This window comes from Streptomyces sp. NPDC042201, assembly GCF_055582185.1.
This window is the reverse complement of record NZ_JBVJDS010000001.1, coordinates 533,783-557,048: the sequence shown is the minus strand read 5'-3', so window position 1 is coordinate 557,048 and position 23,266 is coordinate 533,783. Positions and strand designations below refer to the sequence as shown.

Below are 23,266 nucleotides of genomic sequence, written 5' to 3'. Positions count from 1 at the left end.
GCAAGTGGGCAGCGGACAAGGACCGTGCTGTCGGGGACGGCGTCCACGTCAGCACGGGATGCCGCAGAGCCCAATGTCCGGGCTGGCACTACCCGACACCGTCCGCGCGCCGGCCTGTGGGTGGGAACGGGCCAAAGTGGGGGGTTCGCGGGGGTTGCTGGGGTGTAAAGGTGCTTGTGGGGTGGGGTGGGTGAGGGGGGTGGGGGGTTGGGGGTGGTTGGGTTTCGGACAATGATCATCCGCTTTGATGACAATGGCATATTCCGCTGGAACGATCTACGTACCGCACGGGCGTCACATCCGGTTTCCATGCCCACCGGCCGTCATCACGCGGCCGGACAGAAGGAGCTGCAGGAGTGACGGACAACTTCCCTACGAATAAGACAACGTTGCCATACGTGGCGGTGATCGCGGCCGGCACCATGGCCGCGCTCCTCGTTTCGGTTCTCCCCGCCGTGGGCGCGGCCCCCGCCGCCGTCGGCGCGGATCGAGCGCCGCGGCAGATAGCGGCGGAGGCCAGACCCGATGCTGAGGCCGTCGAACTCACCCCCGCGCAGCGGGAGAAGAGGCTCAAGGCGGCGGCCGCCGCGGGTGCCGCCACCGCTCGGTCGCTGAAGTTGGGCGCTCGGGAGAAGCTCGTTCCCAAGGACGTCATCGAGGACGCCGACGGTACCGTCCACACCCGTTACGAGCGTACGTACGCCGGGCTTCCCGTCCGTGGCGGCGATCTGGTGGTCCATGAGCGGGCCGGGGCCCGTACCGTCACCAAGGCGTCGGACGCGGCGATCTCGGTGCCGACGACCGAGGCGCGGGTCACGGCCGCGACGGCGAAGAAGTCGGCCCTGGCCGTCGCGGAGACCGAGAGGACCGAGGAGGCCGCACCGGACGGAGCGCCGCGGCTGGTGGTCTCGATCGAGGCCGGTGAACCCACTCTGGCCTGGGAAACCGTCGTCGCCGGTGTGCAGGAGGACGGGACTCCGAGCAGCCTGCGCGTCCTGACCGACGCCGGCAGCGGTGAGCGGCTCGGGAATGTCGAGCAGATCCACGCGGGCGTGGGCCGGAGCCAGTACAGCGGCCAGGTCCAGATCGGCTCCGTGCGCGAGGGTGGCACCTTCGAACTGACCGATCCTCAGCGCGGTGGCCACTCCACGTACGACCTGACCCTGGGCGGGTCCGGCACACTCCTGACGGACGATGACGACGTCTGGGGTGACGGAACGCCGGCCGACCGCCAGACGGCTGCCGTGGACGCCGCCTACGGCGCGCGGAAGACCTGGGACTTCTACCACGACAGGTTCGGCCGCAACGGCATAGCCAACGACGGCGTCGGCGCGTACTCGCGGGTGCACTTCGGCGACGGATACGCCAACGCCTTCTGGGACGACAACTGCTTCTGCATGACCTACGGCGACGGGATCGAGAACGCCAGACCCCTGACGGCGCTCGACATCGCCGCCCACGAGATGACCCACGGCGTCACCTACGCCACCGCCGACCTGGAGTACGAAGGTGAGTCCGGCGGCCTGAACGAGGCCACCAGCGACATCATGGCCGCCGCCGCGGAGTTCTTCGCGGACAACCCGAGCGACGTGCCCGACTACTGGATGGGCGAGCTGGTCGACGTCCGCGGCACCGGCAAACCGCTGCGCTACCTGGACCACCCCTCCCGGGACGCCTCCGCGAAGGGCACCTCCCAGGACTACTGGACCTCGGAAACCGACTCGCTCGACCCGCACTTCAGCTCCGGCGTGGCGAACCACTTCTTCTACCTGCTCGCCGAGGGCAGTGGGAAGAAGACCATCAAGGGCGTCGACTACGACAGCCCCACCCAGGACGGCAAGCCGGTCTCCGGTCTCGGCCTGCACAACGCCACCAACGTCTGGTACCGCGCGCTGACCGTCTACATGACCAGCACCACCGACTACGCGGGCGCCCGCACCGCCACCCTCCAGGCGGCGGCCGATCTGTTCGGCAGGTCCAGCGACGCGTACGAAGCCGTCGGCAACGCCTGGGCGGCTGTCAACGTCGGTGCCGCCTACGTCAACCACATCGCCGCGCAGACACCGTCCCCCCGGGACGCGGCGGTCGGCCAGCCGACCAGTCTGCGCATCGAGGCGGCGACCTCCCGTCCCGGCAGTCTCACGTACTCCGCCACCGGTCTGCCCGACGGTCTGTCACTCGACACCGCCACCGGCCTGATCACCGGCAGCCCGACGGCGGCCGGCGACTTCACGCCGAGGATCACCCTCAGAAACTCCGCGGCGGAAACGCTCACCGTTCCCTTCGTCTGGACCGTCCTCGCCTCCGGCGGCGACTTCTTCGTCAACCCCGCCAAATACGTGATCCCTACCTGGGGCACCGTCGAATCCCCGCTCATCATCGCCGGCCGGGAAGGCAACGCCTCCGACGACCTCAAGGTCACGGTCGATCTCTTCCACGGCTTCGCCGGTGGCCAGGTGATCGACCTGATCAGCGAGGACGGCACGGTGATCCGGGTGAAGGACTTCGTCTACGCCCCCGGCCCGGAGCTGCACGCGACGTACACCGTCGACGCCTCGGCGGTACCCGCCAACGGCACCTGGAAGCTGAGGGTCCAGGACAACACCCCGGGCATCTTCACCTTTGACCCCGGCTACCTGGACCGCTGGAGCCTGACCTTCTGACCGCTGGAGTCTGAGCCTCTGACCGCTGGAGTCTGAGCTTCTGACCGTCTGCTGACCCGCACCACCCCTACACACCGCAGGGGCGGTGGAAGGGCCCGTCCGGCCCTTCCACCGCCCCTTTCAGCGCGCGAGCGTCAGGTGAGCTTCACCTGCTTGCGCGCCGCGGTACTGGGAAGGAAGTTCCCGTTCCCCGCGTAGACAGCCGTGACCGTCGCCGTGCCCTTCACCTTCGGCAGGGTGATGGAGAAGCTGATCACGCCCTTCTTGGCCGCCGGCAGACTGACCTTGGTGGTCGTGGTCTTGCCGCCCACCTTGGCCGTGACCGTGACCGTGCCGGTCGGATAGTCCGCGGCGCTGTGGCCGCCGACCGTGATCTTGACGGTCTCGGACTTTCCTCGGGCCAGCGTGGTCTTGGAGAGCGTGAGAGACGTGGTCGTCTTCGCCTTCGCGACCGTGAGCTTCTGCGACGCGACGCCGCTGGGGGCCACGAAATCGGTGCCCTCGTACCGTACGGACACCGTGTGCGTACCGACGGAGAGCGACGCGGGCAGCTTGAACTCGCCCGCTCCCGTCGTACCGACCTTCGCCGTGAGCGACCCGGTCCCGTACGTGACGGTCACCGTGCCGTTCTTCGCTCCGGCCACCGAGAAGACGCCCGAGACCGCGTGGCCGTAGGTGGTCGACTTCGTCAGCAGCGCCATGGCGATGGAGCTCTGGCCCTTCGTCAGCACCAGCTGCACCGGGTCCGAGGCCGAGGTGTCCGCGGACGCGGTGCCGCCGAAGGCCGCGGTGAAGGTGTGCGTACCGGCCTTGAAGCCGGCCGCAATCTTCAGAGAAGCCGTTCCGCCGGCTGCCACGGCCGTACCGAGGACGGTGCTTCCGTTCCGGAAGGTCACCGTTCCGCCGTCCGTCCCCACGCCGGTCACCGCCGCCTTCAGCGTGACCGACTCGCTGATCTGCGGCGCGGCCGGAGTGAGGGTGAGCGCCGTCGCGGTGGTCGCGAGGACGTCGATACCCGCCGTACTCGTATAGCCGGAGCCCGCGCCGACCGCGCTGAGTGCCACGCTCCCGTACGGCTGGTCCGCGGGTACGACGGCCTGGAAGGACACCGTCCCGTCGCTGCCGGCGACGGCGCTGCCGAGCGCCGTCGAGCCGAGCGTGAACGCCACGCTCTCCCCGTCGCGGTAGCCGGACCCGCCGGCCGTGACGGTGGCTCCCGGTTCGGGCCGTACGTCGCCGACGGTCAGCGCGCCGGGCCGGGAGAGCGCCTCGTACTCGGCGCAGACGTCGCCCTGGACGCCGACCGACGGTGCGGCGGTCACCGTCCCGGTCACGCCGTCGTCCTCGCGCACCTTGATGGTGCCGAAGTCCTGGCTGCCCAGGACCGCCTGGGTGGAGTTGGACACCCCGAGCTTGTAGGACGTGGTGGCGGCCGCTCCCGCGACCGTGTCACCCACCACCGGGATGTCGACCACCTGGCAGGTGGTGTCCGGGGCGAAGGTGACCTTCTGCATGGCGAGGCCGACCTTGCCGGTCGCCGAACCGACCACCGTGAGATACGCGGTGACCGGGGACGAGCTCGGCTTCGACAGATAGACGGCGGTCTGGGCCGCGCCGGGACCGTTGCCCTCCTCGGTGGCGGTCGACGCCACGTTGACGGTGGTCCGGGTCCGCGCGTTCGGCGTGCCCATGCTCTTGTCGGCGAAGACGAGGTCGGAGAGGTACACGCCGCCGGTCGTCACCCCGTCGGCCCCGACCGCCGCGGTGAAGGCGACCTTGGTGAGGTGCGTCAGATCGAGCCCCGCCTCGGCGAGCGTCGCGGTGGGCACCCGCACCTGCTGGAGCACGATCTTGCCCAGGGTCGTCGATCCGCTGGCCGGCATCCTGGTCACGCCCCATGGATTGAGGCTGGACACCAGGCTGCTCCAGGTACGCCCGGAGGAGTCCGTCACGCTCAGCGTCATATCGGTGCCGGTGGTGACGCTCTCGTCCGGCGAGAGGCTGACCGTCATCTCGTCGTACCGCGACACGTTCTGCTGGGCGGACGGGAGTGTCACGCCGAGGGCGCCGGTCGTGGCCGTCCAGGTCAGGTGGGTCATGATGTTCAGCGGTACGTTCGGCGCGAAGGAGGCCGGAGTCCAGTAGGGCACCTGCTGGTTGGTGAGCGTGCTCCCCGGGTTGGTGCAGACCGGGTACGGCTCCGGAACGGTGCGCCCGTACTTGTTGGCGCAGACCGTGGCCGTCGCCGTCGTGGACGTGCCGATCAGCGGGCCGGTGGTCTTGAACGAGGTGATGTCCCGCCGCGTCGAGGACGGCTGCTGCGCCACCGTACGGACGTCGGCGAAGCCGGAGACCGACGGCGGTGTCATCTGCGAGCCGTCGAAGAGGCCCTGGAACTGGGTACGGCCGCCGAGGGTCGCCTCGAAGAACCCGGAGATGTACGCGGCGCCCACCTGGTACTGCTGCTCCGCGGTGAGCCGGATGTTCTTGCCGGAGGCCAGCGCCGCGGCGCTCGTACCGCACACGGCGTCGCCGGTGTTCGACCAGTCGTCGGAGCCGCCCGGGAAGGGCGGGGTCCACCGCGAGTTGAAGAAGTTGTGGTCGGCGCCCATGATCCAGAGATCGGAGCGCAGTACGTCGTCGGAGAACGCGTCCCGAGAGTCCGCGTAGAAGTGCTGGCCCTGCTGGTCGGACACGTCACCGTCGCAGTACGGCAGCATCGTGGTGGTGACCACGTCGGGCAGCGTGGTGCGGGTGAAGTCGACCGGGGCCAGCGGCAGGACGGACTTGATGTTCCACGGCTGGGGCAGGGCCGCGTTGAGGACACCGGACGCCACGACACCTTCGCCGCCGCGCGAGTGGCCCATCAGCCCGATCGAGCCGAAGTCCATGGAGCCGACCAGCTGCGACGGTGTCACCGTGCCACCGGGGTAGGTGGCGTCACCGGCGCTCAGCGCCTGCTCCAGCGTGACGTCCCGGCCGGCCGCCGCGTCGTGGTACGCGACGGACTCGCCCGCGTTGGCCTTCTTCAGCATGGTCAGCGTGTCGAGGACGAGCTGACCTCGGGCGATGGCGCCGTTGTCCGGCGCGAGCTGGTTGTCGTTGGCGTTGATCGCGTTCGCCGAGATCGACACCACCGTGTTGCCGTCCGCCGCCAGCGCCTCGGCGGCGCCGTCGTATCCGGCGTAACTGATGATCGGCGCCGTACCCGCCGCGCAGGGCCAACCGCTCGCGCCCCGCAGGGTCGTGGTGTTGTAGCACGAGCTGTGCCGGCCGTGCAGGAAGATCACCACCGGATGCGCCTTGCCGTCGGTCGGCAGGTAGATACGGCCCTGGGCCTCGCCCCGGATGCCGCCGATGGCGCTGAGCGGAATCGACTGCGGGCCGAAGTCGTAGTCGGCGATCGTGTAGGAGCCCTTGCCGACGGTCGTCGGGTCGTCGGGCGTCGTTCCTGAGCCGCCGATCTCGGTCGGGACATCGTTGGCCTCGGTCAGCTTCCGCGCCTTGGCCTGAGCGGATCCCGACAGCAGGGAGGTCGGCCCGGTGGCGGTGCTGTTGCCGCCGGTGGACCACTGCCAGCTGATGTTCTTGGCCGTGGCCACCGAGGCGTCGGCCGTGGTGACCGTCAGGGTGCGCCCGTCGACGGACTCCGTGGCGGGGCCGAGGTCCGTGCCGTCGGCGACCAGTTCGGGCAGGTCGCTCTTGACGGGGAGGGCCGTGTCCAGGTCCAGCGACACGACGTAACCGCCGGCGGCCTGGGTCACCGTCCATCCGTCGCCGGAACGGACCACCGGGGAATCGGCTTCCGCCGCGGCGGAAGCCACCGGAGCCCCGGCCAGCGACAGCGCGCTCAGCGCCATCAGCCCCGCGACTCCTCCAGCGAGCGGACGCAGCCGCGCCCGCATGGGTCTTGATATGTCCACGTGTGCCTGGCCTCACTTTCGAGCGCACGAGCGACAACCGCCCGGGCGCGACGCGTCCGAGGACGCGGCGGCAGCAATTGATCGACAGCCGGACGAACGTTCACATCTCAACTAACCCTGTGGGGCGAGGAAACCCAGAAGTTTCCTATTTTTGACGCCGACGTCATGTAAACCAGACTGAACAACTACTTGTCAGATATGTCGCCCATAGCGTCTGACCTGGCCCTTCGCGAAACGCGTTACAAAGGGAAAAACCGTGCCGCCGCCGGACACGGCGGCGGCACGGGTGAGGTCGCGCGAGCGGGCGTCGCGCGGGCGGAGGTCGCGCGAGCGAGGTCGCGCGTCGGTTCAGTCCGCGCAGTACGTGTCCCGCTTCGGGCGGTGGCCCGTGGTGAGGAAGTCGGTGACCGCGCGGTCGCCGCAGGCGTTGCCGTTGGCCAGGTAGGCGCCGTGGCCGCCGTGGCCGGTCGCGACGAGCCGGGCCCGGCCGCCGAGGGCCTGGCGCATCTTCTGGGCGCCGAAGTACGGGGTGGAGGGGTCGCGGAGGTTCTGGATCATCAGGATGTTGGACGGGCCCTCGGCGGTGATCCGGGTGGGCTTCTCCACCGGGGCGTCCTTCCAGAACGCGCAGGGGAAGATGTTCGCCGGCGTTCCGGCCGTGAGCGGGTGACGGACCCGGTCGGCGGCGACCGCACGTTCGAACGCGGGAATCGACGCCGGCCAGCGCACGTCGTTGCAGATGACCCCGGCTATCACCGCCGCGTCCTGGTCCGGCACGGGCTGGGCGAGGTCGGCGGGCAGGGCGGGCGTCTCGGCCGGGTTCTGGGCCGTCCGGATGAGCCGGGCCAGCTGGGGGAAGGAGGCGTCGCTGTACAGGGCGTTCTGGAGCGCCTGCCGCAGCCGGTTGCCGGTCAGCGGGACGCCCGGCGTGGTCGACTCCTTCGGCCGGCGGTCCAGCCCCGACGCCAGCGCGAGGAACAACGGCCTGATGTCCTCGGGCCGTTCCCCGAGCCGCAGCCCCTCGCTCTCCCTGGCCGGGTCCGCGGCCCAGGCGGCGAAGTCGGGGAACCTGTCGTCCGCGGCCGCCGCCATGTTCGCCTGCCAGCCCCGCGCGACGCGGGCCGGGTCGGGGTCGCCGCTGCTGTCCAGCACCCAACGGTCCGTGTGCTGAGGGTACTTCTGCGCGTATACGGCCCCTACGTACGTCCCGTACGAGATCCCCCAGGCGGACAGCTTCTCCTCGCCCAGCGCCCGCCGGAAGCGGTCGATGTCACGCACCTCGTTGGCGGTGGTGAAGCTGCGCAGCACGGCGCCCCCCTGACGATCGCACGCGTCGGCGATACGCCGGGACCGGGCGACGTTCTCCGCGATCTCGCCGTTCGGCCCCGGCCAGGACCGGAGGTTCACCAGGTGGCGGTCGTCCTCGCTGAGCCCGCAACTCGCCCTCGTACTGCCGCCCACCCCGCGCGGATCGAGGCTGACGATGTCGTACGCACCGGCCATCTCGTTACGCAGCGCGACCCCCTTCTGCCCCAGCCGCTGCACCCCGGACCCGCCAGGACCCCCGGGGATCAGCAGCAGCGTCCCGCGCCGCGCCTCGGGCCGCGCGCTGCGGAGGCGGGACACGGCGACGGTGAGCCGCGGGCCGTCCGGGTCGCGGTAGTCGAGCGGTACGGGCAACTCGGCGCACTCCTGCTCGGCGGGCCCGCCGGGCTGGACGCAGGACCGCCAGGTGAGGCCGGGGGCCGGGGTGGCGGTGGTGGCGGTAGCGGTGGCGGTGGCGGTCAGGGTCGAGGCGACAACTGTGGTGGAGAGTGCGAGAAGGAGGGCCCTGCGGGCGTAAGTAGGCATGAGACAAGGGTTGTTGAGCGCGCCCCTCCCGCCCATCCGGCAGCCATGACGCCCGTGGTGGGGCTAGCGGGTGTCCGCAACGTCATGGAAGCCAGAGTTTCAGGCAGGCGAGGGTGACCATGGCTTGGTAGTGAATGGCTCGTTCGTCATAGCGGGTGGCGAGCGCTCTGTTTTGTTTGAGGCGGCCGAAGCAGCGTTCGACGACGGCCCTCGTTCCGGGCCGGAGCCTCAGGTGGTGGCCAGGGTGCGGTCGAGGAGGGGCAGCAGGCGGTCCCAGTGGCGCTGCAGTGCGGCGGGGTTGAAGGCGTCGGTGTCGGACATGGTGAAGCCGTGGAGGGTGCCGGGGTAGATCTCGGAGGTGTAGCCGACCCCTGCGGCGTCCAGGGCCTGGTTGAGCTCGCCGAGGGCCTCGGGCGTCATGTCGGTTTCGGCGTGGCCGAAGTGGACCTCGCCGGTGAGGCGGTGCAGGCTGTCGGGCCCGTCGGCGCCCACGGGGCCGTGGAATCCGGCGACGGCGGCCACCTGGCCGGGGTGGGCCGCGGCGGTGCGCATCGCCAGGAGGCCGCCTATGCAGTAGCCGGTCACCGCGACCGGTCCGGCGCCGACCTCGGGCTGGGTCGTGAGGAACCTGAGGTAGGCGTCGGCGTCGCTCAGGACACGTTCGGCGGTGTGCGCCTCGATCAAGGGCATCAGCCGGGCGACGGCCGCGGACCGGACCTCTTCTCCGATGTGCTCGGGAAGTTCGATCAGCGGTGCCGGGCCGTGCCGGTAGAAGAAGTTGGGGACGAGCACGTAGTACCCGTGCCCGGCCAGTTCGCGGGCCATCTCCCGCAGCACGGGCCGGATACCGAAGGCGTCCGCGTACATCAGCACACCTGGGTGCCGCTCGCCGTGGTCGGGGAAGGCGGCGAAGGCGTCGGCCTGGCCGTCCGTGGTGGGAATCTGCAACAGCTTGGTGGGCATGAGTTCTCCTGTCGTGGTTGACGTGTCGAGCTGTGATCAACACGACAGGAGGCGGAGCCCGCGCAGCAGCGCCAGATCCTCGGTCCAACAGCGGGCCGGCACCGACCCGCACGGCGCTCAGAGGAGCGCCGGGTCATCAATCCGTGTGTGGCGCGATGCCGTCCCGGTAGTCATCGCGGCATAACGTAGCCCAACGGACAGGATCGATGCCAGCCCTCCCCCAGGCCACAGTGCTCTCGCGAGAATGATGAGGCTTGCCGGGTTTCGGTGCACTGGTGGGTTGGGCGGCAGCCGGGCGGATGTGCGATCCCAACTGCTGGCGGTGGCGGTGCCGTGGCGGGTGGGGCCGGTTGGGACAACCCTTAGCGGGCTTGTGTGGTGCGCGTCTTGGTGGTGGTTTCCTTCTTCACGGTCTTCTCCTTCTCCGCGGCGGCCTGGTCGCGGAGCTTCTTCACGCGTTCGGTGACACAGGTGTCGTAGCCACCACACTCCGTACGGGCCTGCTGGTAGAGCGGGTCCGCATTCGACTGAGCCGCCTTCTTCGTCGACTCGGCAACCGCCTTGGAGTTCTTCTCCTTGGCAGATTCCCTCTGGGCGCCGGGAGTTTCCGCTGTCCCCTTCTTCTTCGCGTCCGCGGTCTTGGTCGATCGGACCGGGCCGGCCTTCTGCGAGTCCTGGTTCCGGGGCTGCTCCTCTCGCGTGGTGCGCGTCTTGGTGGTGGTTTCCTTCTTCTTCGCGGCCTTCTCCTTCTCCGCGGCGGCCTGGTCGCGGAGCTTGTCCACGCGTTCGGTGACGCAGGTGTCGTAGCCACCACACTCCGTACGGGCCTGCTGGTACAGCGGGTCCGCGTTCGACTCAGCCGCCTTCTTCGTCGACGCGGCAACCGCCTTGGCGTTCACGTCCCGGAGCTTGTCCACACGTTCAGTGACGCAGGTGTCGTAGCCACCACACTCCGTACGAGCCTGCTGGTACAGCGGGTCCGCGTTCGACTCAGCCGCCTTCTTCGTCGACGCGGCAACCGCCTTGGCGTTCACGTCCCGGAGCTTGTCCACACGTTCAGTGACGCAGGTGTCGTAGCCACCACACTCCGTACGAGCCTGCTGGTACAGCGGGTCCGCGTTCGACTCAGCCGCCTTTGCCTCGGTGGTATCGAGTGTCTTCTGCAGCTCGGTCAGGGTCGGGCCGATATCGCGCAGGGTGCCGGGTGTGAACTCCGGTCCGGTGAAGGGACGCACGAGGTCCTCAAACGGGCTGTTGTCGGTGTACGTGCGGTTTTCGTTGAGGATGCGCGCCCGCAGGTCAGGGTCCTGGAGTGCCTCCTGCAGCAGCTCCTGGTGTTCGCGCTCGCGGTTCGTCTGTTCCGCGTCCGCGTATGCCTGGCTGAGCAGTTCTCCAACGGCCGCCCAGGCGGTAGCCTGGCCGCCGCCACGCGGCAGCTTCGCCCCGGGCTCAACAGGTCCGGTCAAGCCGGGCCTGACAGGCGCCGGTCCCGTGGTGGAGGTCTTGGTGCCGCTGGTCACCGGTCCGGCCGGGAGGGGCTTGGCAGCGCCGGTCCCGGGGCCGGCCGGCGGGTTCTTCGGGCCGGACTTCGCCGGACGTGTTCCGCCAGTGCCGTCGCTGCCGTTGTCCGGCCCTCCCCTGAGCTCGTCCCGCTCGGCCCGGGCCTGTTCGAGCTCGTCGCGAAGCGTGGGGATCTGGTCCAGTACCTGCTGGCGGCCGCCGGGCAGAGGGTGCTTCTCCGCCTTCTGTTCGAGATCGCGGATCTTGTTCTGGAGCTTGTCAATATCGGCGTCAAGCCGCTTGATCTGAGTTCTGGTGTCGGCCGGTCGGCTCTCCTTGAGTTTCCGGAGCTCGCCGGCCACCTGTTGGTACTCCCGCCGTGCCGTCTTCAGCTTCTCCTCGGCGCGCGTCCGCTCGGCCGGTGTCACGGCGTCGCCCTGCTCCCGCTTCAGCGCACTGATCTTGTCCCCGGCTTTGGCGACCTGCTTCTTCATTCCGTCGAGGGTCTGCTGCGAACGCCGGTGTATCTCCATGGCGTCCTCGACGAAATCCGGCACCGTCCCCCATGAGACGCTGCCGCCCTTTCCCGCCAGCTTGATGAGCCGTTTGACGACGACCTGTGCGGCGGTCTTCGTCTTGTACTGCGGGTCATGAGGATCGAGCGTCTCGGCGGCCAGGCTCTCAAGAAGCCTCCACTGCGCCCTGCTCACGATGCCGGGGCGGGCGGGGCCCTCGTCGGAAGCGCCCGCCGTGGGGCTCGGCGGCGGTGGCGCGGCCGAGGCTTCCGTGAGAGGCCCGGCCAGGATGAAGCCGACTGCCGCGAACAGTGCCACGAGCGCCATCCGCAGAAGCGTGGGCCAGCGGCTGGATACGCGTCCCGCCGACGAGGCGGTGTCGCCGTGCTGGGGGGAACTGGGTTCGTGCCAGGCAACGTTCACGATGATTCTCCTGACGTCTGCTGGGTGTGTTCCGCAGCCCGGGCATCGGCGGGGATACCGGCGCATCAGAGCGTCGGCGGCCGGCACGGGGCGGTGACAGAAGCCTCGTGGGCTGTCGCTCCTGCGGGCAACGGATTCCGGCGGCCGGGACAGTCCGGGACTGTCCGAACAGGCCAAACGCCCTGTTCGGACGGGCTCACCAGCAGAAGCACCCGCAAGCCGATTTCCCGCGAGAGGGCTTTCGCCAGGGCACGAACGGTGAGAGCCGGCCGTACTTCCAGCCGGGCCGTGCGGTCGAGCCCGGTCGGGCGTCTTCGACTCCGCCGGCCCCCGTCCCGCGTCCGGGGAACAGCGGTGCCGGAGCGTGTCTGCGGGTGCTCTGAGCTGCTAGGACGCATCCGGACTGTCCCGGACGGCGAAGGCGTTGCCGGACATCTCCAGGCCGCAAGAGTCTCGTTCTCGTGCCCCGCATCGGAGGGGTCGTAGAGGGGGATGCAATGAGAAAGCACCTGCGGGTCATCGGGAGCCGTACCGGAACCCGGTCCGCGCCGCGCGGACTTCACCGCGAGCGGCCGACCAGCCGGAGGCGGGGGGCTCTGGGCCGGGCGGCACTCGGCACCTGCGCCTTGGCCGTGCTGGGCGTGTTGGCCACCCTGGCGGGCGCGGTGCTGGCCGTCCACGGCCCGGCCGCGGCCGGCCCTGCCTCCTCCCCGTCCGGGCCGGTCGTTCTCGAACCGTCATACGGGCCCACGGTCCCCGCACCGGCCAAGAGCAAGGGCGAGGGCGAGGCCGCACGCCCGAACTCGCAGCAGCGCGACGCCAGTGCCCGGGCGCAGGACAGGGGCGGCCGTATCGCCCCGTCCGAGGGGAAGGACAGCCGCGCCGTCCGGCCGAAGACAGTTCGGCTGGTCCCCGGCGACACCCTGTACGGCCTCTCCGAGATGTACGGCACCACGGTGCCCGCCCTGCAACGCCTCAACAGCCTGGGTGACTCCACCCTCATCTACGCGGGCGACACCTTGCGCCTGGCCGACGGCGCGGAAAGCCACGCGCCCAAAGCCCGCACCGGCTCCGGCTCCGGCTCCGGCTCCGAGCACGGGACGACCGGCCCGTCGGCTGCTCCGAAGCGGACCGCTCCCGCACCGACGGCAGAGGTCCCGGGCCGCGCAGGGGCCGCCGAGGCCATCGGCTACGCCAGAGCGCAGATAGGCAAGCCGTACGTGTGGGGCGGCGCCGGCCCGCGCGGTTACGACTGCTCCGGACTGGTGATGCGGGCCTGGGCGAAAGCCGGAGTGAAACTCCCGCGCACCACCTGGAACCAGAAGCACGCGGGGAAGGCCACCACCCGCGCCTTGCTCGTCCCGGGCGACCTGGTCCTGTCCTACGGTGACGGCCACATCGCCCTCTACATCGGTCACGGCAAGGTCATCCACGCCCCCCGGCCCGGCACCACCGTCACCGTCGCGCCCCTGCCTCCGTTGTCCCGGACCACCGGCTATCGCCACATCACCTCCTGAGGCCACCCCATGCATGGGCTTCGACACGGCCGTTGCCCGGGACGCCCAGCGCCCCGCGCTCCCTCCCACCGCGTCCCTGACAAGGGCATCGGCTGCCGGGCCGTCGACGGCCCGGCCGAGGGCTATCTCCTCACCCCCCGCACCTGCGCCGACGTCGCCACCGATCACGGCGACCGTCGCGGTAGCCCAACCGAGCGTTTCCATGCGGACCGATCCGCCTTCCAGCTCTGCGACGGGGCAGGGCCTAGCCCCGCCCCACGCGCAAGGGCCCCTAGAAACCGCCGACGGCCCGGGGCTCTTGGGTCGAAGACCCGTGGGTCAGTCGTCCGCCGCGGCGTCGGAGTCCGCCTCGTTCGCCGCGGACTCGGCTGCGTCCGCGAGCCCGGTGAGCCGGTTGATCTCGGCGGACGACGAGGCTGGGGCCGTAGCCGCGGGCGGGGTGGCCGGGGGTGATTCGGCGGTGCCGGCCGTCTTGTCGGAACCGGCGCAGCCGGTGACCGACGCGGCGCAGATCACCGACACGGCGAGCAGGGCCAGGGCGCGGGTTCCGCGGGTCACGCCGAGGCTCCGTTGTCGTGAGCCGCGCACCACTTCTTGACCTCGGCCAGGTCCGTCTTGCGCTGCTCGAGCGTGGGGGCGAGGGTCTTGCGGAAGGTGAGCTTGTTGGTGAGGTAGGTCTCGATCGTGTCGTGGCCGGCGGTCCTGGCCGCGGCGACCCGCTGTTCGAGGCGGGCGACGGAGCCGCGCGTCTTGTTCGTGCCGTTCAGCCGCTTCAGTGCGCGGTCGATCCGCTTGTCGATCTTCGGAACCCGCTTGCACAGCGCCTGGGCGCCGTCCCCCGGCGCGCTCGCGCTCGGCGCCGGTGTGGAGCCGTCCGCGGCGGCGATCCCCGATGCCGTGAGCAGGGCGGCTGCGGCGGCGAGTGCCACAACGACGGTCTTCGTACGGTGCATGGCGTGTTTCCTTCCGATGCGGCGCGATGCCTGTCGGTACCTGTCAGCGCCTCGGTGCCTGTTGGTGCCTGTCGGGCCCGTCGGTGCCTGTCGGTGCCTGTCGGTGAGAAACCTAGGAGCCGTCTTTGTGGAATTCTTGTGGCTTCCCCGCCCCGGCCAGCCAGTCCCTGCGCAGCAGCGGCAGCGTGGCGTCGGCCCCGGTGCTGTCGGCCCCCGTACCCCCTGCCACCGGCAGGCGTATCTCGAAGCGCGCGCCGTGGTGTCCGTCGGGGCGGTCCCGTACGGCCAGAGCGCCGCGGTGCAGGGCGATCTGCTGGGCGACGAGGGTGAGGCCGAGGCCCGACCCGGGGCTGTCCTGACGTCGATGGAACCGCTGGAAGACGGCCTGCCGCTGGGCGGGCGGGACACCCGGCCCCCGGTCGTCCACGGTGAGCACCGCGACCGGCCCGCCACCCGGCGACCGGTCGGCGCGCAACGTCACTTCGACGCGGACCGGTTCACCCTCGGAGGTGGACCGGCCGTGCGCCCACGCGTTGCTCAGGAGGTTGTCCACCACCAGACGCAGCCCGTGTCCCCATCCGTACACCCGCAGGCCCGGGACGCCCCGGACCACCACCGCCGCGCCGGGGTGCCTGCGGCGCAGGTCGGCGACCGACGCGTCCACCACCTCCGCGAGCTCGACGGGTCCGAACGCGTCCGCCTCGACCAGGTCACCCTGGGCCAGGGCCCTGAGCATGACCAGCAGTCCCAGCAGCCTGCCGTGCTCGTGCCGCAGGTCCGCCAGCACCTCCGCCCGGTCGGTGCCCGCCAGGGTGGGGTGTTCGGTGAGGATGTCCAGATTGGTCCGCATACTCATCAGCGGAGTACGCAGCTCGTGCGAGGCGGCCGCCGAGAAGGAGCGGGCGGTCTCCAGCGCCTCCGCGGTACGGGCCGCCTGCTGGTCGTACCGGGCGAGCACGGTCTGCAGCGTGCCGGTCAGGTCGTCGATCTCGGCGATCCCGGTCGGCGCGTGGTCCAGGCGGGCGGTGCTCGTCCGGGGGTCGAGGCCGCTGGTACGGCGCTGGAGTCGCCGGAGCGGCCGCGCGGCGCCGGCCGCCGCCGCCCAGGCGACGGCTCCGGCGAGCGGGGCGCCGAAGAGCGCCACGCCCACCACCCGCCTGCGGACGAGCTTGAGCTGAGCCTGGCTCGCGCTGTCCGGATAGAACAGCCACAGGGTGGCGTCACCGGCCGGCCGTTTGACCGACACCGGTACGGAGAGCACCCGCCAGCTCGCCCCGTCGGCGCGCACGGTGACGGGTACGTCCGCGACGGCCGGCAGCGGCGCCGACGGATCGGGCTGAGGCCCGCCGGTGAACGTACCGCCGGGGCCGGTCAGCCGGATGCCCACGTCCAGCGCGGAGGTGAACAGCCGCCGTTCACGGGCCTGTTCGACGGCCTCCGGCCGGTCGGCCCCGGTCGCCCGCAGCAGCGCCTTGGCGTCCTGGGCCACCGCTGTGGCGCGCTCCCGCAGATGGGTGTCCTGTTCCCGGTGCAGGTCGTTCTCCACCAGCCGGAGCAGGAGCCCGCCCGAGGCGAGCACCAGCACCGGGACGGTCGCGCCCACCGCGAGGGCGATCCGGGTGGAGAGCCTCACGACGCGCCCCTGTCCCGGTGGCCCCGGCGGCCGAAGCCTCCGCCGTCCCGACGGCCGGCGTCCCCGCCATCCGCGTCCTCGCCGTCCCGGAGGACGAAGCCGATTCCGCGTACGGTGTGCAGAATCCTGGGCCGCCCTCGCGCCTCCAGCTTGCGCCGCAGATAGCTGACGAAGGTGTCCACCGCGTCGGTGCGTACCTCGAAGTCGTACCCCCACACCCGGTCCAGCAGCTGATCGCGGCTGAGGACGATCCCCGCGTTGCGCGCCAGCACCTCCAGCAGCTCGAACTCACGCCGGGTGAGCGTCAGCGCCTCGCCGTCGAGCCGGGCCTCGCGGGCCGCCGGACTGATCACCAGGCCGCCGACCCGCACCCGGTCGGTGGCGGCGGGCGGGCGGCGGCGCAGCAGGGCGTGCAGCCGCAGGACCAGTTCCTGCAGGGCGAAGGGTTTGACGAGATAGTCGTCGCCGCCGGCCTGCAGCCCGGCGACCCGGTCCGACACCTCGTCCAGGGCCGAGAGCATCAGGACGGGCACGTCGTTCCCGTCCGCCCGCAGCGCCCGGCAGACCTCGATGCCGCTCAGATCCGGCATGGAGATGTCCAGCACCACCACGTCCGGCGACCGGTCACGTACCGAGGCGAGAGCCGCCAGGCCGCCGTCGGCCAGGGCCACGGAGAAGCCGTTGAGCCGCAGCCCGCGCTCCAGCGAACGCCGGATGGCCGCGTCGTCGTCGACCACCAGCGCCCGCCCGCCCGCACCGTCCATCCGCGCCTCCGCCTCCCCGCCGCCGGCACCGCCGTGGACAGGCCGGTGCACGGCCGCGATGGTACGGGACGTCCGCGCGCGGCGGACCTGCCGTTCCTACGGCGTCCCCGCCGGAGCCGCCGGAGAAGCCGGAGAAGCCGGAGAAGCCGGCGTCTCCTGAGTCCGCTGCTCCGGCAGTTCGCGCCGCGTACGGACCGGGGAGAGGAAGACCGGCAGGAAGGCGGTCGACAGGAAGGCACCGCCCACCCAGAGCGCGGTGTGGACGGTCGTCAGCTCACCGATCACCCCGGACACCGCCGCGCCGATGGCGAGCGCTCCGGTGAGCAGGAAACGGAAGGTGGCGTTCATACGGCCCAGGAGGGAGTGCGCCGTCATCCGCTGCCGCAGGCTGACGCCGAGCACGTTGTCCATGCCCACCTTGAACATGGCCACCAGCCAGCCGGCCCCGGCCAGGACGAGCCAGGGGCCCCGGTCGACGAGCGGCACGAGCAGCCCGGCGGGCGCCAGGCACAGGCCGGCCAGACCGAGGGTGCGCCCATAGCCCAGACGCACGGCCACGGGCCGGGCGCAGCGCGCTCCGAGCAGCAGGCCCGCGCCGCCGACCGCCCAGAACAGCCCCAACGCGCCCCCGGAGAAGCCGAGTTCGCGGACGAACACGACCGGGAGCATGGTGTTGATGATCTGGGAGCCGAAATTCCCGAGGGCCGCGGTGAGCGCGAGCGCCCTCAGTTCGGTGTTGCCGAGGACATGCCGCACCCCTTCCGCGATCCGCGCCCCCATCCGGGTGGCCCGGCCGGGGGGCGGCGCGGGCGGCGCCGGGGTGGCGCGCATGCCGGTGAGCCTGAGGGCCGAGCCCAGAAAGGTCAGGGCGGTGAAGAGCACGGCCACCGGCGCCGTGAGCAGCGCGACGAGCCCGCCGCCCGCGCCGCGCCCGGCGACATTGCCCGCGGCCATGAGCGTATTCACATCGGCGTTGGCCTGGACGAGGCTGTCGCGCGCGACCAGTTGGGGCAGCACGCTCTGCGCGCCGACATCGGAGAACACGGTGGCGCAGCCGTTCAGCAGGACGACCGCGTACAACTGCCCGAGCGTGAGGCCGTCCAGCCACCAGGCCACCGGGACGGTGGCGAAGAGCAGTGCCCGCGTCAGGTCCGCGAGGATCAGGACCCGCCGATGGCGCATCCGGTCCACCCACGCCCCTGCGGGCAGCCCGATGAGCAGAAAGGCCACCGTGCTCAGGGTGGCGAGAGCACCGACCTGGCCGGGACTCGCGTCGAGTGCGGATACGGCGATGAGCGGCACCGCGACGTAACTGACGTTGGTGCCGAGCTGACTGAGGGCCGACGCGGTGAACAGGATGCGGAAGTCGGGTATCCGCCAAGGGGAGTCGGGCTGCATGGTCCGTTCATCCGGTGGTTGATCCGAAGCGCCGACGTTGTGCGGCGGTGAGCATGGCTGCGGCGGTGGGCGTGGCTACGGCAGTGAGTGTGGGTGTGGCTACGGCATGGCTACGGCTCCGTCAGTCGGGGTGCCAGGGCGGCCGGTGCCGGGCCCTCGGCAGCCAACGGCGTCGGTGTCCGCTTCCGCCACTGCGTCATCCCCACACCGACCAGCACCACAACCATCCCCGCGACAACACGGAGGCCGACCTTCTCGCCGAGCACGAGCGCGCCCAGCGCCACCGAGACCACCGGCAGCAGGTATCCGACGGTGGCGGCGTTGGTCGGCCCTTCGTCCGCGATGAGCCGGTAGTTGAGGTAGAAGGTGAATCCGGTGCAGAAGATCCCCAGGACGGCAACGGCGGCCACCGCCGTCACGGTGAGAGGTACCAGCACCGGGCCGCCGGCGGGCAGGGCCAGCGCGCTCAACCCCGTCGCGGTGACGAGCTGGGCCGCGGAGAGTGCGAGAGGGGCCGTGCTCTTCCCCGTGAGCGTACGTCCCATATAGGCGAAGGCCACGGCGTAGCTCACCGCCGCCCCGAGGAGCGCGAGGGCACCCCAGCCCAGCAGTACGGTCCGCTGCCACGGCGCGAAGATCAGCAACGTACCCGCGAATCCGAGCAGGAGTCCGGCCGCCCGGACCGGACGAAGCCCGCGTTCCGTGCCGATCGCGACGCCGATTACAAGCGACCACAGGGGAGTTGTGGCGTTCAGGGCGCCGGCCACTCCGGAGTCGACGGTCCGCTGGCCGACGCTGAACAGGAAGAACGGCAGGGCGTTGCAGAAGAAAGCGGCCACGACGAGCTGGAGCCAGGTCGTACGGTCGCGCGGGAGGCGCTTACGCGCGGCGTAACTCAGGGCCAGCAGTACACCCGCGCCCAGCGCGCAGCGGACGACGGTGATGTGCAGCGGTGACAGGCCGTGGTTGAGGGCCAGTTTGATCCACAGAAAGGTCGATCCCCACAGCAGGGCGAGGACGCCCATGCGTATCAGAGACCCGCGTCCGCCACCGATCACTCCGCGCCTCCCTCTTCGCCGTCCGGTATGAACAGTGCCGGGCAACGAACTGACAGGACAAGCGAAAAGTGCTGCACATACCTTTAACCACAGCTACAGGATTGATCGGGTGCTACAGACTTCGGGTGCTACAGGCTCATGACTGATCGTCCAGTTCGGTGATCGGCCGGTCGCCGGCGACGGCGGTCAGGATCATCGGGGCGTCGCCCTCGCTCTGGTTGACGGAGACCGCGACCCACCGGCCGCCGCCGGCCACCGGGCCCCACACCGCCAGATCGCCGTAGCAGTCCTCGTCGCACAGCGCCTGGAACAGCGGCGGCATGGACTCGCCCGCCAGTTTCCGGAAGAGCGGCACCCGCATGGACACCCGCCGGTGGGCACCCCACCGGCGGTCCAATTCCTTGACGAGAGCGGCGAGATGGCCGTCGGCGGCTTCCTCCGCCGCCTCCCACTCGGGCCCGTACACCCCTACAAGGCCGTCGTTCTCCCAGAGCGGGATGATCCGGAAGCCCTCGCCGCTGGTCGCGGTCCACTCGCCCGTGTCCGGCTCGCCCTCGCCGACCGTCGGCCCGGTCGCCGGCAGGGGCCCGGCGAGCAGCGCCTCGATGTCGGATACGGCCCGGCCGGTCTCGAAGGTCTCCCCGGCCCTGGCGGTCACAGCGTGGCCCGGTCCATCGGGCGCGGCAACGGCCGCAGCGCCCCGGCCTCCCGCAGCCGCAGATATGCCTGGACCACGCCGTCGACGTCGCCGCGCCGCGCGATGTCGAGGAGTACGCCGCCGCCGCGCAGCTCCTTGCGGGCGGCCGTCATGCCGTCGGGCAGCAGGGCGGCGCGCGCCGGGGAGAGATAGCCGACCCAGCCGACGGACGGCTCGCCGACGACGAACCCGGCGTCGTCCTCCAGGGCGTCGAGCACGTCGTCGTCGGTCACGCCGCCGAAGTCGGGCTCCCACACGTCGGCGAGGACGGTGAGGAGTTCGGCGTCGGGGATCTCGGCTCCGTCCGGCGAGCTGATGCCGATCACCATCGACTGGAGCAGGATCTCCGGGGTGCCGCCCGCCCGGCCGCTGACCTCGATCTTCCAGCCAGGCGCGCCCGCGGCGACGAGCCGCAGTCCGCAGCCGGTACGGTCCGACCAGTCGTCGGCCGCCTGCGCGGCGCGGAGGGCGGCGAGGAGCGACGCCTCGTCCGTCCGCAGATCGGCGGCGGGCCCGGGCGCGGGTACGTTCCGCCACGTCCAGGCCTCGCCCGCCCCGGCCCCGGCCCGGGAGCCGGAACCGGAACCCGCACCGGAGCCGGCCGCCGGGAGAAGCTCGGCGAGCTGGTCCAGAGTCAGCTTCCAGCGTCCGGCCAGCGTCTCGACCGACTCCTGCCGGGGGCCCCAGAAGCCCCGCACCACACGTCGCATGTCCTGCCTCCGTAGCCTCTCGTCCTCCGGTACGGCCCGGCCCGCTGTCACCCTAAGGGCTGTCCAGCCACTACCGGGCCCAGGTGTGTCCGGCGGACAAGCCCGAGTCGCGCGCTCTAGTCGAACGCCTCGGGCTTCCTGGAACCGCCGGCCGGCTTCTGCGGGGTTTCGACCACCTTGATCGGCAGCTCCTTCTCGCGGAACGCCTTGCGGGCGGCCTTGGCCACCTCCGGGTTGGAGAAGTGCCATTCGATGGCACGGCCGCCGGACGCCTCGACCTGCCGCGTCGCCTCGTCGATGAACTTCTGCTTCCCGGAGTCGGTGAGCGCGCCCTTTTCCGTCTTGGAGAGGTAGCTCTCGTAGCCGTTCTTGGCTTCCAGGAACGTCTGCCGGTTCGAGTCCCAGCCGTCGTACTCCACGGCCGGCTTGCCCTCCTTCGGGTGCGGGACGACGTACTCCTTGCCGCGCACGGTGCCGGTGACCTGCTCCTGATAGCGGAGCCAGGACTCGTTCTTCCAGTTGGGCTTGGGGTTACGGTCGCGGCCGGCCCAGAAGCCGTCGCCCTTGTCGGCGGAGCCGAGATCCGGGGAGTTCAGGTCGTCGGCCCAGTCGGGGGCGTTGTAGTTGCGCGGGTCGGAGGTATCGCCGTGCTCGGGCGTGGGCCACTTCTTCTTCTCCAGCTCGGCCTTGGCCGCGCGATCGGGCTCCTCGGCCCGCTTCTGCTCCAGATGGGCGGCCCGTTCCTGCTCGCGGGCCTCCTTCGCCTTGGCCGCGGCCTCCGTGTCGCAGCCGTCCTCGGCGAGGATCACCCGGCCGGGGGATCCTCCGGCGAGCACCCCGGTCCCGGATCCGCCGACGCCGGTGAACCCATGGCGCGGGACCGGTCCCGAGGCGATGGCGCAGCCGGTCTTACGGGCCTGATCCTCGGCCTTGTCCGCCGCCTCGTCGGCCTCCTTCGCCGCCTTCCTGGCGCCGTCGACGTCGCCGGCTTCCGCGGCCTTACGGGCCCGGCGCGCGGCGTCGCCCGCGTCCGCCGCGGCTTCGGCCACCTCTTCGGCGATCTTGCCCAGCTTGCCGAGTTTGCCGACCTTGCCGACGACCTTCGCGACGTCGTAGCCGGGGATGAAGAGGGATCCGATGTTCCAGACGACGTCGGTGGCGGCGCGGGTCTTCTCCCCGTTGTCCCAGCGTTCGCGCACCTCGTCGCCGACGAACACGTCGTCGCCGACCTTCACCACGGTGTTGACCGAGGCGCCGCCCCAGTCGCCGAGGGCGCCAAGGTAGTCGCCGTCCTTGAACTTGTCGACGGCGCCCTTGGAGTCCTCCATCCACTGGTCCCCGAGCTGGCCGCCGTAGTCGGCCATGCCGGACCAGGTCTCGGGCTTGACGAGGTCGACGATCCCGGTGACATCACCCCAGATGCCGTCGACGAAGACGCCCTTGACGACCTGGGTGCCGCGGTCCCAGGCACAGCCGACAAAGCCCCAGCCGCCGCAGTCCTCCTTGTCGGCCTTCTCTCCCCCGCCGCCGCCCTCGGTCCCGCCGTCACCGCCGCCGGACTCGCCGGACTCTTCCTCGGTCGCCGAGGGGGTGTCGTCGTACTCGGCCTCGGGCTCGACGCCGGTCTCGGGGTAGGTGTCGCTCCCGCCGGTGGAACCACCGGTGGTGGGGTCACCGTTGGTGGGGTCACCGGGTCCGCCGACGGAGCCGCCCGCCCCGGTCGCGTCGCCGGTGCCGGTGCCGGTGGAATCGCCCGTATCCGCGGTGTCGCCGGGTCCGTTCGTACCGCCGCTGCCGGTAGCGCCGCCGATGCTGGCGGTACCGCCGTCGGTCCCCCCGGTGGTGTCGCCGTCCGTACCGCCGGATCCGTCCGTGCCGCCCGTGCCGCTGGAGCCCGCGTCCGTACCGCCCGCGTCCGCGCCACCCGCGTCCGCCCCGCCCGGGTCCTGCTCCCCGCCCGCCTCGACCGTTCCGCTGTCGTCACCGGGCGACGGGCAGGCCGTCCCCGTGGCGGAGCAGATCGCGGAGCGGATGCCGTCCCCGATACGACCGCCGATGCCGCCCGCGACCAGCGCCACGATGATCGCCGCGACGATCGTGATCATCCCCACGTACTCGACGGCCGTCTGTCCCCGGTCGCGCCGCCAGGTGATCATGTGAGGAAGGGAGAAGGCGGGCTTCTCCTCCCGCTCGCCGCGCGGCAGCCGGAACCACTCGCGGCTCGCGGCCCGGGTGAGGAACAGCAGGATCAGCACCGGCAGGAACAGCTGGGTGAAGCCGTGCCCGGACCCGTCACCGATGTTGGACAGACCACCGAGGATCAGCCATACCTGTACGGCGATCAGGCTCCACCAGACGCCCGTGCCCCCGGTCCATACGCGGCGCGCGAGCAGCCAGGCCACGACTCCGGGCGCGGCGGCGTACAGCGCGAGGCCGAGGAGCCGGCCACCCATCGCACCCGCGGCGAGCGCGGAGCCGAACAGGCCGAGCCCGCCCACCACCGTGACCCCGAACAGGACATGCAGCAATACCCGCGCCACGGCGAGCGGACGCGGCAACGGCCGCCGCCCGCCACCCCGCGCCGGAACGGCGCCCCCGTAAGCGGATATCCCACCGAACGCTGACATGTGGTCCCCCAACCAGCCTTGCCGGTAAGCAAAGTGAAAGCCATTCACTCTAGGGCTGGGCCCCATGCGGC

15 protein-coding genes and 1 pseudogene are annotated in these 23,266 nt (G+C 71.1%); 2 read left to right on the top strand and 14 right to left on the bottom strand.

Translation table 11 applies throughout. From position 1 onward, the window contains the following. Nucleotides 1-422: 422 nt before the first annotated feature. Nucleotides 423-2,663, top strand: coding sequence for a M4 family metallopeptidase (locus ACZ6MZ_RS02370; protein WP_469349636.1), 2,241 nt, complete (start codon nt 423-425; stop codon nt 2,661-2,663). A gap of 134 nt (nt 2,664-2,797) precedes the next feature. Here ACZ6MZ_RS02370 and ACZ6MZ_RS02365 read toward each other — a convergent pair whose 3' ends face one another. The 5 genes and pseudogenes from ACZ6MZ_RS02365 to ACZ6MZ_RS02345 form a co-directional block, all read right to left on the bottom strand. Then, the gene (locus ACZ6MZ_RS02365; protein ID WP_469349301.1) at nt 2,798-6,523 is read right to left on the bottom strand and encodes an Ig-like domain repeat protein; all 3,726 of its coding nucleotides are present in this window, start codon (nt 6,521-6,523) and stop codon (nt 2,798-2,800) included. 411 nt (nt 6,524-6,934) lie between these two features. Then, entirely contained in the window at nt 6,935-8,437 is a 1,503-nt protein-coding gene (locus ACZ6MZ_RS02360) for an alpha/beta hydrolase (RefSeq protein ID WP_469349299.1), read from the bottom strand. Nucleotides 8,438-8,519: 82 nt separating this feature from the next. Continuing rightward, nucleotides 8,520-8,648, bottom strand: a pseudogene (locus tag ACZ6MZ_RS02355) (IS5/IS1182 family transposase); the annotation flags it as partial. Nucleotides 8,649-8,665: 17 nt separating this feature from the next. Continuing rightward, nucleotides 8,666-9,400, bottom strand: coding sequence for a dienelactone hydrolase family protein (locus ACZ6MZ_RS02350; protein ID WP_469349297.1), 735 nt, complete (start codon nt 9,398-9,400; stop codon nt 8,666-8,668). 362 nt (nt 9,401-9,762) lie between these two features. Next, complete coding sequence (locus ACZ6MZ_RS02345; RefSeq protein WP_469349296.1) at nt 9,763-11,838, bottom strand: hypothetical protein; 2,076 nt, start codon at nt 11,836-11,838, stop codon at nt 9,763-9,765. A gap of 497 nt (nt 11,839-12,335) precedes the next feature. Between ACZ6MZ_RS02345 and ACZ6MZ_RS02340 the strand changes: the two genes are divergently transcribed. Then, a complete protein-coding gene (locus tag ACZ6MZ_RS02340) occupies nt 12,336-13,355 on the top strand; it encodes a C40 family peptidase (protein ID WP_469349294.1) in 1,020 nt (339 codons plus the stop codon). Between the two features lie 318 nt (nt 13,356-13,673). Here ACZ6MZ_RS02340 and ACZ6MZ_RS02335 read toward each other — a convergent pair whose 3' ends face one another. The 9 genes from ACZ6MZ_RS02335 to ACZ6MZ_RS02295 all read right to left on the bottom strand — a co-directional run bounded on the left by ACZ6MZ_RS02335 (nt 13,674) and on the right by ACZ6MZ_RS02295 (nt 23,195). After that, entirely contained in the window at nt 13,674-13,913 is a 240-nt protein-coding gene (locus ACZ6MZ_RS02335) for a hypothetical protein (protein ID WP_469349293.1), read from the bottom strand. Next, nucleotides 13,910-14,308, bottom strand: coding sequence for a hypothetical protein (locus tag ACZ6MZ_RS02330; protein WP_469349292.1), 399 nt, complete (start codon nt 14,306-14,308; stop codon nt 13,910-13,912). Before ACZ6MZ_RS02330 ends, ACZ6MZ_RS02335 begins: the two co-directional genes overlap by 4 nt. Nucleotides 14,309-14,420: 112 nt before the next feature. Next, nucleotides 14,421-15,941, bottom strand: coding sequence for a sensor histidine kinase (locus tag ACZ6MZ_RS02325; protein WP_469349291.1), 1,521 nt, complete (start codon nt 15,939-15,941; stop codon nt 14,421-14,423). Beyond that, entirely contained in the window at nt 15,938-16,705 is a 768-nt protein-coding gene (locus tag ACZ6MZ_RS02320) for a response regulator transcription factor (RefSeq protein WP_469349633.1), read from the bottom strand. Before ACZ6MZ_RS02320 ends, ACZ6MZ_RS02325 begins: the two co-directional genes overlap by 4 nt. Nucleotides 16,706-16,801: 96 nt before the next feature. Continuing rightward, nucleotides 16,802-18,103, bottom strand: coding sequence for an MFS transporter (locus ACZ6MZ_RS02315; protein ID WP_469349290.1), 1,302 nt, complete (start codon nt 18,101-18,103; stop codon nt 16,802-16,804). A 110-nt stretch (nt 18,104-18,213) separates the two neighbouring features. Next, nucleotides 18,214-19,128, bottom strand: a complete 915-nt coding sequence (locus ACZ6MZ_RS02310; RefSeq protein WP_469349289.1) for a DMT family transporter — start codon at nt 19,126-19,128, stop codon at nt 18,214-18,216. Nucleotides 19,129-19,297: 169 nt separating this feature from the next. Then, nucleotides 19,298-19,819: a hypothetical protein gene (locus tag ACZ6MZ_RS02305; protein ID WP_469349288.1), complete on the bottom strand. Its 522-nt coding sequence runs from the start codon at nt 19,817-19,819 to the stop codon at nt 19,298-19,300. Continuing rightward, nucleotides 19,816-20,568, bottom strand: a complete 753-nt coding sequence (locus ACZ6MZ_RS02300; RefSeq protein WP_389782167.1) for a hypothetical protein — start codon at nt 20,566-20,568, stop codon at nt 19,816-19,818. Before ACZ6MZ_RS02300 ends, ACZ6MZ_RS02305 begins: the two co-directional genes overlap by 4 nt. Nucleotides 20,569-20,684: 116 nt before the next feature. Beyond that, a complete protein-coding gene (locus tag ACZ6MZ_RS02295; protein ID WP_469349285.1) occupies nt 20,685-23,195 on the bottom strand; it encodes a Tox-REase-5 domain-containing protein in 2,511 nt (836 codons plus the stop codon). Nucleotides 23,196-23,266 lie beyond the last annotated feature (71 nt).

Bases quoted from the DNA above. Each gene is read 5' to 3' on its own strand.
- ACZ6MZ_RS02370 (WP_469349636.1), top strand. From the start codon at position 423: ATGGCCGCGCTCCTCGTTTCGGTTCTCCCCGCCGTGGGCGCGGCCCCC.
- ACZ6MZ_RS02365 (WP_469349301.1), bottom strand. From the start codon at position 6,523: ATGGCGCTGAGCGCGCTGTCGCTGGCCGGGGCTCCGGTGGCTTCCGCC.
- ACZ6MZ_RS02360 (WP_469349299.1), bottom strand. From the start codon at position 8,437: ATGCCTACTTACGCCCGCAGGGCCCTCCTTCTCGCACTCTCCACCACA.
- ACZ6MZ_RS02350 (WP_469349297.1), bottom strand. From the start codon at position 9,400: ATGCCCACCAAGCTGTTGCAGATTCCCACCACGGACGGCCAGGCCGAC.
- ACZ6MZ_RS02340 (WP_469349294.1), top strand. From the start codon at position 12,336: ATGAGAAAGCACCTGCGGGTCATCGGGAGCCGTACCGGAACCCGGTCC.
- ACZ6MZ_RS02330 (WP_469349292.1), bottom strand. From the start codon at position 14,308: ATGCACCGTACGAAGACCGTCGTTGTGGCACTCGCCGCCGCAGCCGCC.
- ACZ6MZ_RS02320 (WP_469349633.1), bottom strand. From the start codon at position 16,705: ATGGACGGTGCGGGCGGGCGGGCGCTGGTGGTCGACGACGACGCGGCC.
- ACZ6MZ_RS02315 (WP_469349290.1), bottom strand. From the start codon at position 18,103: ATGCAGCCCGACTCCCCTTGGCGGATACCCGACTTCCGCATCCTGTTC.
- ACZ6MZ_RS02310 (WP_469349289.1), bottom strand. From the start codon at position 19,128: ATGGGCGTCCTCGCCCTGCTGTGGGGATCGACCTTTCTGTGGATCAAA.
- ACZ6MZ_RS02300 (WP_389782167.1), bottom strand. From the start codon at position 20,568: ATGCGACGTGTGGTGCGGGGCTTCTGGGGCCCCCGGCAGGAGTCGGTC.
- ACZ6MZ_RS02295 (WP_469349285.1), bottom strand. From the start codon at position 23,195: ATGTCAGCGTTCGGTGGGATATCCGCTTACGGGGGCGCCGTTCCGGCG.